A 15,024-nucleotide genomic window follows, 5' to 3' on the forward strand; every position below is an offset into this window, starting at 1 on the left:
TTATGGCCGTTAAAAAGAAATCAGAAAAAGAAAGTGTAGAGCCAACTAACGAAAAACGTGCTAAGTTGGAAGCATATACCGATGATGCGCAGGGTCAGCCCCTGCGAACCAATACCGGTGCGGCTATCAACGATGATCAGAATACGCTGAAAGCAGGTGAAAGGGGGCCATCGCTGCTAGAAGATTTTATCTTCCGGGAGAAGATCATGCATTTTGATCATGAGCGGATTCCGGAACGTGTTGTGCATGCGCGTGGTTCAGGGGCTCATGGAGTTTTTAAGCTTTATGAGTCTTTAAGCGAATTTACCAAGGCAGGGTTTCTGAACGATACGGAGATCGAAACGCCTGTGTTCGTCCGTTTCTCGACGGTTGCCGGCTCAAGGGGATCCACTGATCTTGCGAGGGACGTACGTGGTTTTGCCGTTCGGTTCTATACACAGGAGGGAAATTTTGATCTGGTTGGTAACAACATGCCGGTATTTTTCATCCAGGACGCAATCAAATTCCCGGATTTGATACACGCTGTGAAACCAGAACCTGATAATGAAATCCCGCAGGCAGCCTCTGCACATGATACTTTCTGGGATTTTATATCGCTTACACCAGAGTCTGCCCATATGATTATGTGGTTGATGAGTGACCGTGCCATTCCACGTTCTTTACGTATGATGGAAGGGTTTGGCGTGCATACTTTCCGTTTAGTTAACGCTCAGGGAGTTGCGAGTTTTGTTAAATTTCATTGGAAACCTTTATTGGGCGTACATGCTGTGGCCTGGGACGAAGCGCAGAATATTTCGGGGAAAGATCCCGATTTTCACCGCCGCGATCTGTGGGACTGCATCGAAAGCGGGGCCTTTCCCGAATGGGAACTCGGTGTGCAGATCGTGCCGGAAGAAGACGAATTTAAATATGATTTCGACCTGCTGGATTCTACCAAGATCATACCTGAAGAGTTAGTGCCTGTTCAACGGATCGGTAAACTGACCCTTAACCGCAACCCGGACAATTTCTTTGCGGAAACAGAACAAATTGCCTTTCATCTCGGCCATATTGTTCCTGGTATCGACTTCACCAACGATCCGCTTCTGCAAGGTCGTTTGTTTTCTTATACCGACACCCAACTACTGCGCCTTGGCGGTCCTAACTTTCATCAGCTTCCGATCAATAAGCCAATAGTGCCGGTGTATAACAACCAAAGGGATGGTTTTTCACGCCAGAATATCGACAGTGGTAAAACGAGTTACAGTCCCAACTCGTTAGGTAATAATTATCCCTCCCAGGTGAAGAAGGCCGACGGAGGTTACACCAGCTATCCGGAACGAATTGATGCACGTAAAGTGCGTGCGCGAAGTGATAGTTTCCGCGACCATTTTAGCCAGGCAAGATTGTTCTTTAACAGCCAGTCCGATCCGGAAAAGGACCATATTGTTCAAGCTTTTTCATTTGAATTGGGTAAAGTGAAAACCATTGCCGTGCGGGAGCGAATGCTGGGTATCCTTTCGTTAGTAGATAAAGGCCTCGCTGCACAGGTAGCTGTAGCGCTTGGGCTCAACGTACCGCGACCGCCTGAACAACCGGTTAACCATATTTTTGGTGCCGATACCGATCCTGCAGCTGTGCAACCTGTTCAGGTTGATAGCAGTATTAAAAAATCTGCCGCGCTCAGCATGGCCGGAACGATAAAAGATTCCATCCAAACCCGTAAAATAGCCATACTGGCTGCCGATGGCGTTGATGAAAAAGCTGTTGCTGCAGTTAAAAATGCAATAGAAGCTGAGGGGGGCGTAGTAGAGATCGTTTCTTCGCGTTTAGGATTTATTACCGGCATTAATGATCAAAAAATACAGGTTGATGATACCACGCTTACCACCGCTTCTGTACTTTTCGATGCCGTTTACGTGCCGGGAGGAAGCAACAGTATTGCTGATGTTGAGGCTGATGCCAACGCTATCCATTTTTTAAACGAGGCTTTTAAGCATTGCAAACCTATCGCGTTTGACCTGCGTGCGGTACAGGTATTGGAAGCGACCTACTTTAGCAAAAAAGCTACGTTAGACGAGGGCGTAATCATAGATGAAAACTTAAGCAAACTGGCCGAGAGATTTATAGCGGCGATCAAGCTTCACCGTTTTTGGGAACGTGAAAGATCGAGGAAGATTCCGGCCTAAAAATAAAAGCTCCGTAACCATACGGGGCTTTTATTTTATAATCGACTCTTCATGCTATCGCAGCAAATTCGCACCTTCCTCGTTTCCCTGTTGGGCAGCGATGTCTGCTGCTGTAAGTCCCCTTGAATCCCGCAATGTTTTGTTTGCGCCTGCTTCTACCAACAATTGTGCTATTTCATTACGGCCGAACATGGCGGCAAACATTAATGCTGTTCCCCCGTTACCATGCATCTGGTCAAGGTCGGCACCTTGGGAAACAAGGATTTTAATGATGTCCGGAAAGCCTTTAAAGCAAGCGCCCATTAGTGCTGTGTTGCCACCAAAGTCGGCACCATTTACATTTGCTCCCATATCAAGCAATAATTTCGCTGCTTCCGGCTGATGATTATAACATGCAATGATAAGTGGAGAATAACCTTTTTCGTCCTTACAATTTACGTCGGCCCCCTTACTAATCGCTTCCTGCATTACTTCGATTTCGCCTTTACGCGCTGCATGGATCAGAACCATATTTAATTCAGTATTTGTCATAATCTAGATTTGCTTTATTAACAGCTTACAATGATTTTGTTTTATAAAAAGCATTTAATTGACACTAAGATATAGATCAATCAACTAATTGTTATGTTTGGGGAATTTAAACTTGATTAATGAACGATCTCGGAAAAAATATCAGGCTACTTAGACGTCAAAAAGGCTGGAGTCAGGAAGACACTGCAAGACAATTAGATATTTCGGTTCCTGCTTTTTCCAAGATTGAAACAGGGGTAACCGATATTAATTTATCAAGACTGGAGCAGATCGCACGCCTGTTCGAATTGTCAACGACTTCGTTACTCAGTTATGGAATAGCACAACCTGATTCAAATGATGAAATTATCGTCAGAATATTTGAGCAAATCAGGCAACGTGAATTAGAATTGGCGGACCTTCAGAAGAAAGTGATCGAACTCTATGAGGAATTGAGAAAAAGAAATGACAATCATAATCGCCCGCGCTCACAACGAATTGTCTAAGACCAACCGATTAAACATCGCTTAGGGAATAAAACATTTCAATTCAATCCACCATTGCTGCACTCTGAACTGCATTCGCTTTTTATTGATCAAAACATCGTTATATTTTTGTTGTTCCAAACTACGTGGAGAGACATAGAATTACTACAGATACCTTAAACATAGCTTACATAGATCAAGGCCCAAAAGATGGCCGCGTTATTTTTTTGCTACATGGGTGGCCTGACGATGTAAGAGCCTGGGACGCGGTTGCTGCATTTTTAGAAAGCAAGGGTTTCAGGTTGATCGTACCATTTTTACGAGGCTTCGGCGATACCACTTTCCGTTTTGCAAAAACAGTTCGTGATGCAAGTGCAGTCGCAATTGCACAGGACGTTATTGATCTCGCAAATCATTTGCAAATAAAAAAATTCTCGGTTGGCGGACATGACTGGGGGGCGCGTGCAGCCTATACGCTTGCCGCCTTGTTCCCTGAACGTCTTTATGCTATCGCGGCCCTCTCCCTGCCCTACCAGCCACGGGGCGTTTTTAAAGTTCCATCTTTTTCGCAATCCAGATTGTTTTGGTATCAATGGTTTATGCTTTCTGACGCCGGCGCTGATGCAGTGAAGTCTGACCCGATAGGCTTTGCTTATATTCAATGGAAAACCTGGAGTCCTGCAGGTTGGTTTCAACACTCCGAGTTTGACGAAACGGCAAAAAGTTTTGAGAATCCCGATTGGGTAGCCATAACCCTTAACGGTTATAGGAGGCGATTCAAATGGGAACCGTCCGACGAAAGGTATGATGAGTTGCGCGCGCGGCTAAGTATGGCAGAAGAAATTGCTACCCCTACGTTAATGATCCAGGGCGGCTCAGATACTTGCGATCCGCCAGAAGGTTCAGAAGATTTGCACGGCTATTTTATCAGGGGATATGAAAGATTTGTGATCCCTACTTCCGGGCACTTCCCAATGCGCGAAGCGCCTGATATCGTTGGAGAAAAACTTTCGGATTATTTTAGTATATACAGTTCATAATTTGCTGGAATGCCAGGAATATGAACGCTGATCTAAAGTTAGTGCTGCATACAAAGTCATTTGTAAAAATTTGCTCTCAAGGTTTCGAAGGTTGCTGAAATATAATGGCGAGTGTAAATATGCACTTATTCCCAATGCAGCAACATTTTCTTCCCTCAATTCTCAGTTTTGCTCTTTCCACCCAGTAAGGGCTATCAGTCTCTTAAGGTCGCTTTCAAAACACTTTAGCTCAATCGGACTCCATTTCAGCAACAAACCGGCTTAAATTGTATTGGCAGTGAAATCAAGCTGTACAATAGGCCTATCATTTTAATTTTCGGCTAACGGTGCGAGATGCGGAAAAGCTTATCGTTGAAATGATCAACAACCGCCAGCCTTAAAACAGTTGTTTCAATTTAGCTCGCAATAACCGCCAGCCACCTATATGGATTTTATTAAAAATTAGATATTTTAAATAAAAATAAACAAGCGTTTTGATTTAATGTTGAGAAGAAAAGGAGTATCCATTTGATAACACTTATTAACCAATAACATTCCAAATATGAGCAAGCAAGTTAGCGACCTGTTAGTCCAGCGGTTAACAGAATGGGGTATTAAACGTGTTTTTGGATATCCCGGGGACGGAATCAACGGCGTGATGGGCGCGCTTGATCGTGCAGGTAAAGATTTGGAATTTATACAGGTCCCCCACGAAGAACTTGCGGCCTTTATGGCTTGCGGTCATGCTAAATTTACCGGAGAGGTAGGTGTTTGCATCGCCACTTCGGGTCCTGGCGCTATACACCTGTTAAACGGCTTGTATGATGCTAAACTGGATCATCAACCGGTGGTAGCCATTGTAGGTCAACAATCCACCTTGTCTCTTGGCGGGAATTACCAGCAGGAGGTTGACCTGTTAAGCCTTTTCAAGGATGTAGCCGGTGAGTATGTACATATGATGACCGATCCGGCTCAGGCGCGCCAACTTATTGACCGTGCTATACGCATCTCGAAAGCGCAAAGAACCGTGACATGTATCATTATCCCTAACAACATCCAGGAAATGGATGCAGTGGAAGCCCCGCCTAAAAAACATGGCAGCATTTTTACAGGCGTTGGCCATGCCATTGAAAAACCCGTGCCGCCGTTAACTGAACTGCAAAAAGCCGCAGATTTGCTTAATGCAGGAAAAAAAGTAGCGATATTGATTGGAGCAGGTGCCATGGGCGCGGCAGACGAAGTGCAGGAAATTGCGGAACTATTAGGCGCAGGGGTAGCGAAAGCCTTATTAGGAAGGGCGGTCTTGCCCGATGACCTGCCATATGTTACAGGCTCCATTGGGCTTTTGGGAACCAAGCCAAGCTGGGAACTGATGAAGGAATGCGACACACTACTGATGATTGGCAGCGGCTTCCCCTATTCCGAGTTCCTGCCGGCAGAAGGACAGGCGAAGGGTATTCAGATAGACATTGATAACCGAATGCTTAGCCTTCGCTACCCGATGGATGTTAATCTTGTGGGTGACAGCCGGGAAACATTAAAAGCCTTGATTCCGCTAATAAAAAGAAAGACAGACCGGGACTGGCAGCAAAAACTGGAACAAAGTATAACCGATTGGTGGCATATTGTAGAAGCTAAAGCTTTCAAATCGGCTAATCCTGTAAATCCTCAGCGGGTATTTTGGGAACTTTCGCCAAAACTGCCGGATAATTGTATCATCACCGCCGATTCGGGATCTTCGGCCAGCTGGTTCGCACGCAATATTAAAATACGCAAGGGCATGAAAGCCAGCCTTTCGGGTACGCTTGCAACCATGTGCCCTGCCGTGCCTTACAGCGTTGCAGCAAAAATGGCTTATCCCAATCGGGTACCAATAGCATTGATAGGTGACGGCGCTATGCAGATGCTTGGCATCAACGGCATGATCACCATCGCCAAACACTGGCAAAGCTGGAGCGATCCGAGGCTGGTTATACTGGTGTTGAATAACGGTGACCTGAACATGGTGACCTGGGAGCAACGCATCACTTCGGGTAACCCGGAATTTACCGGGTCGCAGGAGTTGCCGGTTTTTCCTTATGCTCAATATGCCGAAATGCTGGGCTTAAAGGGCATTATGGTTGATGACCCCGAAAAACTTGCCGACGCCTGGGATATGGTACTCAATGCCGACAGACCGGCTTTACTGGAAGTAAAAGTTGACCCTAATGTACCCAATATCCCGCCTCATATCAGCTTTGAACAGATGGTAAAATTTACCAAAGCGATGGTTAAGGGCGACGCCAAAGAACTGGCTGTTATTTCACAAACGTTTAAGGACCTGGTAGCTGAATTGCTGCCCGGCAGTCAAACCAAAAGATCATAAACTTAACATCAACATCTATCAATAAGGCACCATGAAAAAAATCATTTATTATTCTATTATCACTAGTTCGGCATTGATGTGGAGCCTTATGTTGATGCCATGGTAGAAGATCACAAAAAAGATATTGCCGAATTTGAGGAGTACAAAGGCAAGGTTAAATACCCTGAGATAAAAGCATTAATTGAAAAGGCGCTGCCTATGCTTAAAATGCACCTCTCGGCAATTGAAAAAATTAAAGCGCAAATTAAATAATAAATTCGTGGGCGCTAACACAACAAAAACAACCGCCACAGTCATGGCAGGCATCAGCGGTACAACGTTCATGACCTTGTTCAGTTATCTCATTTCCCTCGCAGAGAAAGAGAATTTCAGCGAGCCGGAAAGACTCGGCCAGTTGGCAGGCCGGCTGATACCAAAACTTGACAGGCAGCAACAACAGGCACTGGGCTGGCTGGGCCATTATGGTGTGGGGTTGCTGTTTGCCATTGTATACGTTGAGCTTTGGCGTCGTAACGTGCTGAAACCGGATATTAGAACCAGCCTTTGGCTTGGCGGCCTTAGCGGCATATTGGCTGTAGCAGTTTGGAAAACAACTTTTAAATTGCATCCGCTGCCGCCCGCCCTAAATTTTAGCAAATACTACCTGCAGCTTGTGCCCGCTCATATAGTATTTGCTGTATTTGCCGCGGTAGGTTACATTGCATTAAAAAGCATGAATATTCAGCAGGCGCATCAAGAGTTCACCTATACAATTCCCGACATTTCTTAATGAATCCTTATGAAAGACATCGCCCAACGGTTTCCGCAAAACCCACTTTTGATGCCAAAGGATTTACCCCCGAGCCACGAGGGTTTGCAGGTGATCAGCCTGCTTAACCCCGGCGCTTTCCGTTTCGGCGGAAAAGTGTGGCTTATTGTACGAGTTGCCGAAGGCGTCGCACAAAAGGAGGGCGTAATCTTTTTCCCTGCCCTGAATGCTACTGGAAACACCGAAATTATTGAAGTCCCGCTTAACGATCCCGACCTGATCGCTACCGATGCGCGCGTTATCAGTTATAAAGGTTTGGATTATCTCACCACCGTATCCCATTTACGCCTGCTTAACAGTGAGGACGGCGTTCACTTTGCCGAATACACGGCAATTCCATCGTTGTTTGGCGAAGGCCGGCTGGAACGGTTCGGCATTGAAGACTGCCGGGTAAGCCAGATCAATGATACTTATTATCTTACTTATACGGCTGTATCCGACAGCGGTGTTGGCGTAGGCCTGCGTACCACAACAAACTGGCAGCAATTTGAAAAAGCAGAAATGATCCTGCCGCCCCATAATAAGGATTGCGCCATTTTTGAAAAAAAGATAGCCGGAAAATTCTATTGCCTGCACCGGCCCAGCAGTAAGGAAATCGGCGGCAACTACATCTGGCTTGCAGAATCGCCGGATGCCCGGCATTGGGGCAACCACCAATGCCTCATCAAAACACGGCCGGGTTTATGGGATAGTGCCCGCGTAGGTGCAGGGGCCGCGCCTATCCGCACCGAAAAGGGCTGGCTGGAAATTTACCACGGTGCCGATGCCACGCACCGCTATTGCCTGGGCGCGTTTTTAATGGATGCTGATGATCCGTCGAAAGTACTGGCGCGTACAACGGAGCCAATCATGGTGCCAACAGAAACCTATGAGCTGAGCGGTTTTTTTGGTTATGTGGTATTTACCAACGGGCATATAATAAGCGGCGACCGGCTCACTATTTATTATGGCGCAGCCGACGAATATGTTTGCGGCGCGCATTTTTCTATCAACGAAATATTAGGCATGCTTGTTTATGATTGATTACCGGAACAAAAATTCATAATGCCTACGATTTCTTTATGAAGATCTTAAATCGTGATCAGGCGGGTTGCTGTGAATGAGAAAAACAGCAATCAAATAAGCAAATGCTATGCTTATTGCCAATCAATGAATACAAGCCCGTCACCTGGCACTGCGTATTCCAGGTTTCCTCCAGCAGCGCTTTTACCTTTTACTTCTACACCGTTAATTACCACGTTAAGGTGAGGTAGTTTGCGGTAGCCGGTTTTAATAATCATCAGCCGGCACATTAAACGGCCATCACCCGCCAACCTAAACTTTACCGGGGCTTTCCCCCTTGCTGTAAAACCATAGGTAGGATAATCGGTATAGATCATTATTTCGGCCTCTGCCACCCGTATGTAATGCCTCGGCATAATACCAAAAGCATTGCCCGCGCCGTAAACTTCCTGCCCGACCTGACCGCTTTGTTCCCAGCCGTCGTGCATGTCTTCCAATGCTATCCAAAGGTTCGGGTCAACTTCGCCTATCTTAGGTTTATCATGTAGCATTTCTTTCGCCAACATTGGCGGATAATAATAACAAGCCCTGTCTACCAAAAAGCGGATGTATTCGGCTACCAGCAACCTTGCTGAGGGTAGCAGGTCAACATCCTCGGCATGCCGCAGGTAATCGTGAAAAGCGCAAAATACTTCCTGTTCCTCATACACCGCCGAGTAGGGGGCGTCGTTTAGCGGAAAAAGGGTAAAAAACGATGGAAAGTTGCGGCCATAACCATAATTGCAATCCCAGAGGCGTACATTTTTAAATAATACGGCGAGGCACAGATAGCTTAGATCGAGATAAAAATCTTTTTTGGTGATTTTGTATAAACGCAATAGCGCACCGGCCGAAAAAGCAGTATTATTTGCCTGATACATGAGGCTGAACCCAAGGCCGCGTAATTTTTGAGCGGCTTTTTCAGCTTCGGCAAGGTAGCGTTTGTCGCCGGTGAGTTCCCAGGCCTGCAGCATTACGTGGGCGAAAAGTCCCGGTACATCTTTTTCGCCTCCCATACCCGGCTGCGTTTCTTCTTTAATTACCTCTAAAGTGTCCAACTTGTAAAATACCGGCCACTGATAGTTAAAATGATGGGCCACTTTAATTGCAAATTCCAGTGAACCTAAAAACAACTTTTCGGCTACCTCATCTCCCTTTAAAGCAAGTCGCGAAAGATTAAGCAGGGGATGATGCAGGTACCACGAATCCATGGTCATAGGTTCTTTTTGCTCCTCCTCTCCTTTCAGCTTATCGGCTGCTTTGGGATGCCAGCGAACGATTGTGCCAAGCTTATCGTCAAAAAATGCGGGTAACCCCTGTTTAATGCGGCGCATTACCTCCAGTTCCGAGTCGCTCCACTCTACGTAATCCAACAGTGGCAGCAGCACAGCCAGTTGTACCATAATTTCGGGCGGGGTAGCGTAATCACTCACATAAGCGTTAAAATAATGGTTACCATCCAGTTGCGACCAGCAACCGGGACTACCGATCAGGTCGCTCAGGCCTTTTTGTAAAATATCCGGCCAGTTTTGATAAGTGGTTTCCGGTTTGGGCATCGCCAGGTAAACTGCCGCGAGCATATCGAGATATTGCCGGGTCATTGAAGGCTCATCTGCAGGTACCTCATCCGAAAACGCCACGAACGCGTCACTTAAAACGTAGGTTTTGCCCGCTTCTAACGGCTTATTCTTTAGGGTAGGCGGTAGTGCGAAACCTATCTCGGGCCATTCGCCGCCAACCGTTTCTGCAGCAGGCGTTTCGGTGGCCTGGTTATAATCCGCAAGCGCGCTCAAGTTTTGGATGTATAGTATTGAACCTGCCTCAGGGCGTGTCAAACTAAAATAAAGCTGCCCCGAACGTGAACCCACTTGCTTAATATGTACTTTGCCAAGTGCCATCGAATCACTGCCAGCCGCACCAAGCGGTACGATATCTCGCGGCCAATAAGGGAAAAGCAGGGGAACATGGGGCTTTAATGAGGTAGTTAACCGTATCAATGGTTCATCATCTGAAGATAGGCGGAGTTCAACCCGGAATAGGCCAATTCTGCTATCACATGTTAATAAAATGCGTTCCTGATCCTTTTGCGCATCAACATCCAAATCATCCGCCGGCGAATAAATTAGGCGAAACGCTATGCGTTGCCCAGCCGGCCAGGTCATGATGAGCCAACAACTATCAGGTATCGAAGCGATACCAAAATTATAGCCCTGCCACTCATAATTCAACACTAGCTGAAGCGAGGGATCATTCAAATAAGCATTACTGTTTAAAAGCCAAGGAGAGATAGCGTTCATTCTGTATAAGTTAAAATTGGCTATGTTGTTTACAACTTCAGGGTGCGGTTTCGGCAGGTAGTATAATTTAAACCCCAAATTTCGTATTAAGTTTTAAAAAAGAGATAGATAGTAACTGAACAGCAAGGGTATACGAAAGGCCATTAATTTGAAAAAAATCATGATAAGAACAAAAATCACAACTGCAGGTTGACTTACACAGTAACAGGCCTCCTATCCTATGTATTGGGAATCTACGCCCTTGGCGAAGTAAACAAAAATGACATGGAAACCGTACTACTGCCACTACTTGATGACCTGGCAGGGCTAACAGGCAATTTCAACTATCTTTTGATATTAAAACAAGGTACAAATTTCACGTTGGCCGCATGGTAGAATGATATGATAGCGTCTAAAACATCATACTCAATATTTCTACATAGGCAGATTTTATTGTCCCACATTATTTCTCCTGATTCAATGACATCAGGGGATGTTCCATCATGGCTGACTACACTCTTCCGTACCAGTTTGAACAACGAGTGTATTTATTATATCAAATTTAGATTTCAGGTTCGGGTAAATTACCCGGTCAATTTATAACAAAATTCTTATCTGGAACACCTTGACCAATGGCTTCAGTATATCGACTCAAGCGAAGTAAACAAATTTATGCATCCCGAAAATTATGTTTTGTCGACGAGGGTTGTCACCCTCAAAAATCCAATTATCTTAATTACCGGTGATTGCCATATGCTATGAAGCTGTTAATCGATTTAAAATCTGTAAAATTGCTGTATTGATTTAAAATTATAAACACTCGGAAAAATAAACGCCAAACTTAGGGACCTTGAACTCGGGTTGGCGCACCTTCAGAAAAAAGTAATCGAATTATATGAGGAATTACGCCAGGTCAAAATCAGCAACTAATCGAAGCTATAAACGCCGGTTCTGCAAATTGATAACATAAGACATTATTTGTTTATGAGCGATCCGGAAATTGCCTTTGCCTGCAGAAACAAACAGTTGTTAAAATATAAGTTATGAGATTAGCTTATCAGGTGTTATCGGCAGATCCCGCACACGTTTACCTGTCGCGTTATAAACCGCATTCGCGATAGCCGCAGTTATACCAGTTATGCCGATCTCCCCAATGCCCCTTGCCCCTATCGGCGAAATAAACGTATCTGGTTTATTAATGAAGTGCACTTCGATCTCCGGAATATCGGCATGCACCGGCACAAGGTACTGCGCCAGGTCACGAGTCACCACCCGGCCATTGTTGGGGTCATACTGGGTATTTTCCATCAATGCCATACCGATACCAAAGATCATCCCACCCATGATCTGGTTAGTCGCTGTTTTGAGGTTCATTACTGTCCCGATATCCATTACACCGACAATCCTGTCAATTTTGATCATGCCCAGGTCCGGGTCAACCAGCACTTTGACAAAATGCGCGCCGAAGGAATGAAACGCATAATCTTTACGGTCCATTTTTTCATCTTCCTGCACAGCCTTATTGGCCTTACTTTCTTCTTCCGCTTTCGCTTCCGGGCTGCCTGCAGGAGCGGGTGCCGGCGTTGAAGGCCTGGTTGAAACATTCGTTTTTGCCTGGGCTTCCAGCTTATCCAGCCCTTTACGGTTCATGATCTGGACGTAGGTTTCGACTCTGCCGGGTTCTTTGATCAGGTGGATCTTTCCGTTATCGGCCATGATCTCTTCTTCTTTATAACCATGCAACGGAGATGACGGATCTGCGATGGCCAGCCTGATCAATTTGCTGATCGCTCCCAATGCAGCCGCACGGATCGGTGGGCCTACACTGGCGGAAACCTGCGAGCCGCCAGATTGTGCCCCTTTAGGATATGAACTGTCGCCCAGTTTAACCTTCACTTTTTCGGGCGGTAAAGCAAATGCGTCAGCGGCGACCTGGGTCATCACGGTGTAAGTTCCGGTCCCTATATCCTGTGTACCGCACAAAATCTCCGCATGCCCGTCAGCGAATAAGGTTGCCTTCGCAGTGGAGGCGCTGCGGTTAGCCGGATAAGTCGCCGTAGCCATGCCGTAACCCACCAGGTAATTACCTTCTCTCAATGTTCCGGGCTCAGCCTTACGGTTCTTCCAGCCAATAACTTCGGCACCTTTCTGGTAACATTCCTTCAGGCTTTTTTCCGAGAATTGTTTCTTCTTTTGTTCCTCCATATCGGCGTGATTGATCAGCCGGAGCTGTGCAGGGTCGATTTTCAATTGCTCCGCCAGTTCATCCATCGCGACCTCGAGGGCAAAAGTACCCGGGGCCTCACCCGGGGCGCGGGTAGGACAAGGCGTTCCCCTGTTCAACCGGACCAGCTCATGGCTGACATCCAGGTTGGGGGTACTGTAAAGCATGGTTGTCGCTACACCAGCCGTTTCAACGAACTCATCGACAAACGATGTTTCAGAAATTGTCGCGTGTTTGACCGCTGCCAGTTTACCGGTTGAATCAGCGCCTAATGATACTTTCTGAACGGTTTGTGTTCTTCGTCCTGCGGTTGAAAATACCTGCTGCCTGCTCAACACGAGTTTGACCGGCCGGTCAAATTGTTTGGCGGCCATAGGGGCAAGCAAGGTATTAGCCCAGGTAAAACCCTTTGAACCAAAACCACCACCGATATATAATGCATAAACCTGGACATTTTCAGCAGGTATACCCAGGGTTACAGATAATAAGCCTTTCACACCCATGACAGACTGGGTGGCATCATAAACGGTTAATTTATCTCCCTCCCATTGTGCGATCGTAGCATGGGGTTCCATAGCGTTATGATGATACACCGGCGTAGTATAAGTCTGCTCGGATCTGACAGCGGCCGACTGAAAGGCCGCTTCCGCCTCACCTCGAGTCACCTGGGTCGCCGCGCCACCCAAACCTGCTGCGGGCTTATACGCGGATGTCAGATTTTCCTCCAGGCCGACTATCGCAGGCTGTTCCTCATAGGTCACCTTAATCAGCGCAGCAGCCTGTTCGGCCTGCTCAAAAGTTTCTGCCACAACGACGGCGATATGCTGTCCCCGTAAAATACGCGGTTATTCTGCAGAGGCAACAGATCCTTCTCTGCAAATTTGCCGTTTCCGGGATCTGAACCCGCGGGAAAATGCAGCTGCATAGCGTTCTCGCTGGTCATCACTCCGATCACCCCTGGCATTTTCATCGCCTGCCTGGTATCGATGTCCCTGATACGGCCTTTGGTAATCGTGCTGTTGACAGTCACGCCGTAAGCCAGGTTTTTGATGGGGAACTCGGCAGCATAAGTTGCTGCCCCGGTCACTTTTAGCCTGCCGTCAACGCGGTCTATGGGTTGTCCTATCAATGGCTTCATGATATTGCTGCTGCTGTGGTTAAGGCACGAACGAGGGTACGTTTGGCCAGTTCAATTTTATAAGCGTTGTCTTTATAGCTTTTAGCCTGGCTTAATGCCGCTTCTGCCGCCGCACGGTAGGTTTGCAGATCAGCTGACGCGCCATTCAGCACTTTCTCTGCAGGTACTGCCCTCCACGGTTTCGTTCCTACCCCACCGAGCGCGATATCCGCCTTTTGGATACGGCCGCCGCGGATGTCCAGTAGCACCGCCGCAGATGTCAGTGCGAACTCGTACGATGCCCGGTCCCGGACCTTTAAATAATGTGACCGGTAACTGTAAGACATTCCCGGAATGTCGACATGTGTGATCAGTTCCCCGGGGAGCAGGCTATGTTCCACATGAGGGGTTTGTCCCGGTAATCGATGGAATTCGCCAAATGGGATTAACCTGCTTCCTTTCGTCCCTTGAACATGAATCGTAGCGTCCAAAGCAGCAAGCGCCACGCACATATCTGAAGGATGGGTAGCGATGCAATGGTCGCTGGTACCTAAGACGGCATTCATCCGGTTATACCCTGTAAGCGCCGCACAGCCGGAACCGGGATTACGCTTGTTGCAGGCGAAGTCCGTGTTATAAAAATAAGGGCAGCGGGTCCGCTGCATCAGATTTCCGCCAACGGAAGCCATATTTCTCAATTGCGGAGACGCCCCTGAAAGTAATGCTTCCGAGAGCACCGGATATTTTTTAATTACCACCGGATGATAAGCCAGGTCGCTGTTCTTTACCAGCGCCCCGATACGCAGCCCGCCGTCCGGTAATTCTTCGATCCCGGAAAAGGGCAGTTTGTTGATATCCACAACTTGTTTGGGCGTCTCGATATGCAGCTTCATCAGATCGATCAAATTCGTGCCTCCGGCGATAAATCTGGAACCGGCCATCAGCGCTGTACGGATCGCAGCCTGGTTGTCATGTACACGGATAAGTTTGAAAGGTTCCATATTGGGTAAT

At 46.9% G+C, this 15,024-nt stretch carries 12 protein-coding genes; 7 read left to right on the forward strand and 5 right to left on the reverse strand.

Translation table 11 applies throughout. From position 1 onward, the window contains the following. The first annotated feature begins 2 nt into the window (after positions 1-2). Positions 3-2,168 (forward strand): catalase, encoded by a 2,166-nt coding sequence (locus DUL71_RS13590; RefSeq protein ID WP_114938629.1) that lies wholly within the window; start codon positions 3-5, stop codon positions 2,166-2,168. Between the two features lie 54 nt (positions 2,169-2,222). Here the strand turns inward: DUL71_RS13590 and DUL71_RS13595 are convergent, their stop codons facing one another. After that, on the reverse strand, positions 2,223-2,699 hold the full coding sequence (locus DUL71_RS13595; RefSeq protein WP_114938630.1) for an ankyrin repeat domain-containing protein: 477 nt from the start codon (positions 2,697-2,699) through the stop codon (positions 2,223-2,225). Positions 2,700-2,818: 119 nt separating this feature from the next. On the opposite strand from DUL71_RS13595, the gene DUL71_RS13600 reads away from it, so the two are divergent. From DUL71_RS13600 to DUL71_RS13625, 6 genes are all read left to right on the forward strand, one after another. After that, positions 2,819-3,184 (forward strand): helix-turn-helix domain-containing protein, encoded by a 366-nt coding sequence (locus tag DUL71_RS13600; RefSeq protein ID WP_114938631.1) that lies wholly within the window; start codon positions 2,819-2,821, stop codon positions 3,182-3,184. Positions 3,185-3,309: 125 nt separating this feature from the next. Then, positions 3,310-4,203 (forward strand): alpha/beta fold hydrolase, encoded by an 894-nt coding sequence (locus tag DUL71_RS13605; RefSeq protein ID WP_114938632.1) that lies wholly within the window; start codon positions 3,310-3,312, stop codon positions 4,201-4,203. A 541-nt stretch (positions 4,204-4,744) separates the two neighbouring features. Then, positions 4,745-6,547 carry a thiamine pyrophosphate-requiring protein gene (locus DUL71_RS13610; RefSeq protein ID WP_114938633.1) on the forward strand — a complete coding sequence of 601 codons (1,803 nt, stop codon included), beginning with the start codon at positions 4,745-4,747 and terminating at the stop codon, positions 6,545-6,547. A 78-nt stretch (positions 6,548-6,625) separates the two neighbouring features. Continuing rightward, positions 6,626-6,799 carry a DUF4142 domain-containing protein gene (locus tag DUL71_RS13615; RefSeq protein WP_114938634.1) on the forward strand — a complete coding sequence of 58 codons (174 nt, stop codon included), beginning with the start codon at positions 6,626-6,628 and terminating at the stop codon, positions 6,797-6,799. Between the two features lie 43 nt (positions 6,800-6,842). Then, positions 6,843-7,316: a hypothetical protein gene (locus DUL71_RS13620; RefSeq protein ID WP_154402391.1), complete on the forward strand. Its 474-nt coding sequence runs from the start codon at positions 6,843-6,845 to the stop codon at positions 7,314-7,316. A 51-nt stretch (positions 7,317-7,367) separates the two neighbouring features. Beyond that, entirely contained in the window at positions 7,368-8,378 is a 1,011-nt protein-coding gene (locus DUL71_RS13625; protein ID WP_341867742.1) for a glycoside hydrolase family 130 protein, read from the forward strand. A gap of 113 nt (positions 8,379-8,491) precedes the next feature. Here the strand turns inward: DUL71_RS13625 and DUL71_RS13630 are convergent, their stop codons facing one another. From DUL71_RS13630 to DUL71_RS13640, 4 genes are all read right to left on the reverse strand, one after another. Next, positions 8,492-10,693, reverse strand: a complete 2,202-nt coding sequence (locus tag DUL71_RS13630; RefSeq protein WP_114939179.1) for a glycoside hydrolase family protein — start codon at positions 10,691-10,693, stop codon at positions 8,492-8,494. Positions 10,694-11,713: 1,020 nt separating this feature from the next. Beyond that, positions 11,714-13,705 (reverse strand): molybdopterin cofactor-binding domain-containing protein, encoded by a 1,992-nt coding sequence (locus tag DUL71_RS13635; RefSeq protein ID WP_208645553.1) that lies wholly within the window; start codon positions 13,703-13,705, stop codon positions 11,714-11,716. Continuing rightward, positions 13,663-14,025 carry a hypothetical protein gene (locus tag DUL71_RS32385; protein WP_208645554.1) on the reverse strand — a complete coding sequence of 121 codons (363 nt, stop codon included), beginning with the start codon at positions 14,023-14,025 and terminating at the stop codon, positions 13,663-13,665. The genes DUL71_RS13635 and DUL71_RS32385 overlap by 43 nt, the downstream gene beginning before the upstream one ends. Positions 14,026-14,030: 5 nt before the next feature. After that, positions 14,031-15,014, reverse strand: coding sequence for an FAD binding domain-containing protein (locus DUL71_RS13640; protein WP_114938637.1), 984 nt, complete (start codon positions 15,012-15,014; stop codon positions 14,031-14,033). Between the last annotated feature and the right edge of the window lie 10 nt (positions 15,015-15,024).

This window comes from Mucilaginibacter endophyticus (assembly GCF_003351025.1).
Taxonomy (GTDB): Bacteria; Bacteroidota; Bacteroidia; order Sphingobacteriales; family Sphingobacteriaceae; genus Mucilaginibacter; species Mucilaginibacter endophyticus.

Coding starts and splice junctions, on each gene's coding strand:
- DUL71_RS13590 (WP_114938629.1), top strand. CDS start 3: ATGGCCGTTAAAAAGAAATCAGAAAAAGAAAGTGTAGAGCCAACTAAC.
- DUL71_RS13595 (WP_114938630.1), bottom strand. CDS start 2,699: ATGACAAATACTGAATTAAATATGGTTCTGATCCATGCAGCGCGTAAA.
- DUL71_RS13600 (WP_114938631.1), top strand. CDS start 2,819: ATGAACGATCTCGGAAAAAATATCAGGCTACTTAGACGTCAAAAAGGC.
- DUL71_RS13610 (WP_114938633.1), top strand. CDS start 4,745: ATGAGCAAGCAAGTTAGCGACCTGTTAGTCCAGCGGTTAACAGAATGG.
- DUL71_RS13620 (WP_154402391.1), top strand. CDS start 6,843: ATGGCAGGCATCAGCGGTACAACGTTCATGACCTTGTTCAGTTATCTC.
- DUL71_RS13625 (WP_341867742.1), top strand. CDS start 7,368: ATGCCAAAGGATTTACCCCCGAGCCACGAGGGTTTGCAGGTGATCAGC.
- DUL71_RS13630 (WP_114939179.1), bottom strand. CDS start 10,693: ATGAACGCTATCTCTCCTTGGCTTTTAAACAGTAATGCTTATTTGAAT.
- DUL71_RS13640 (WP_114938637.1), bottom strand. CDS start 15,014: ATGGAACCTTTCAAACTTATCCGTGTACATGACAACCAGGCTGCGATC.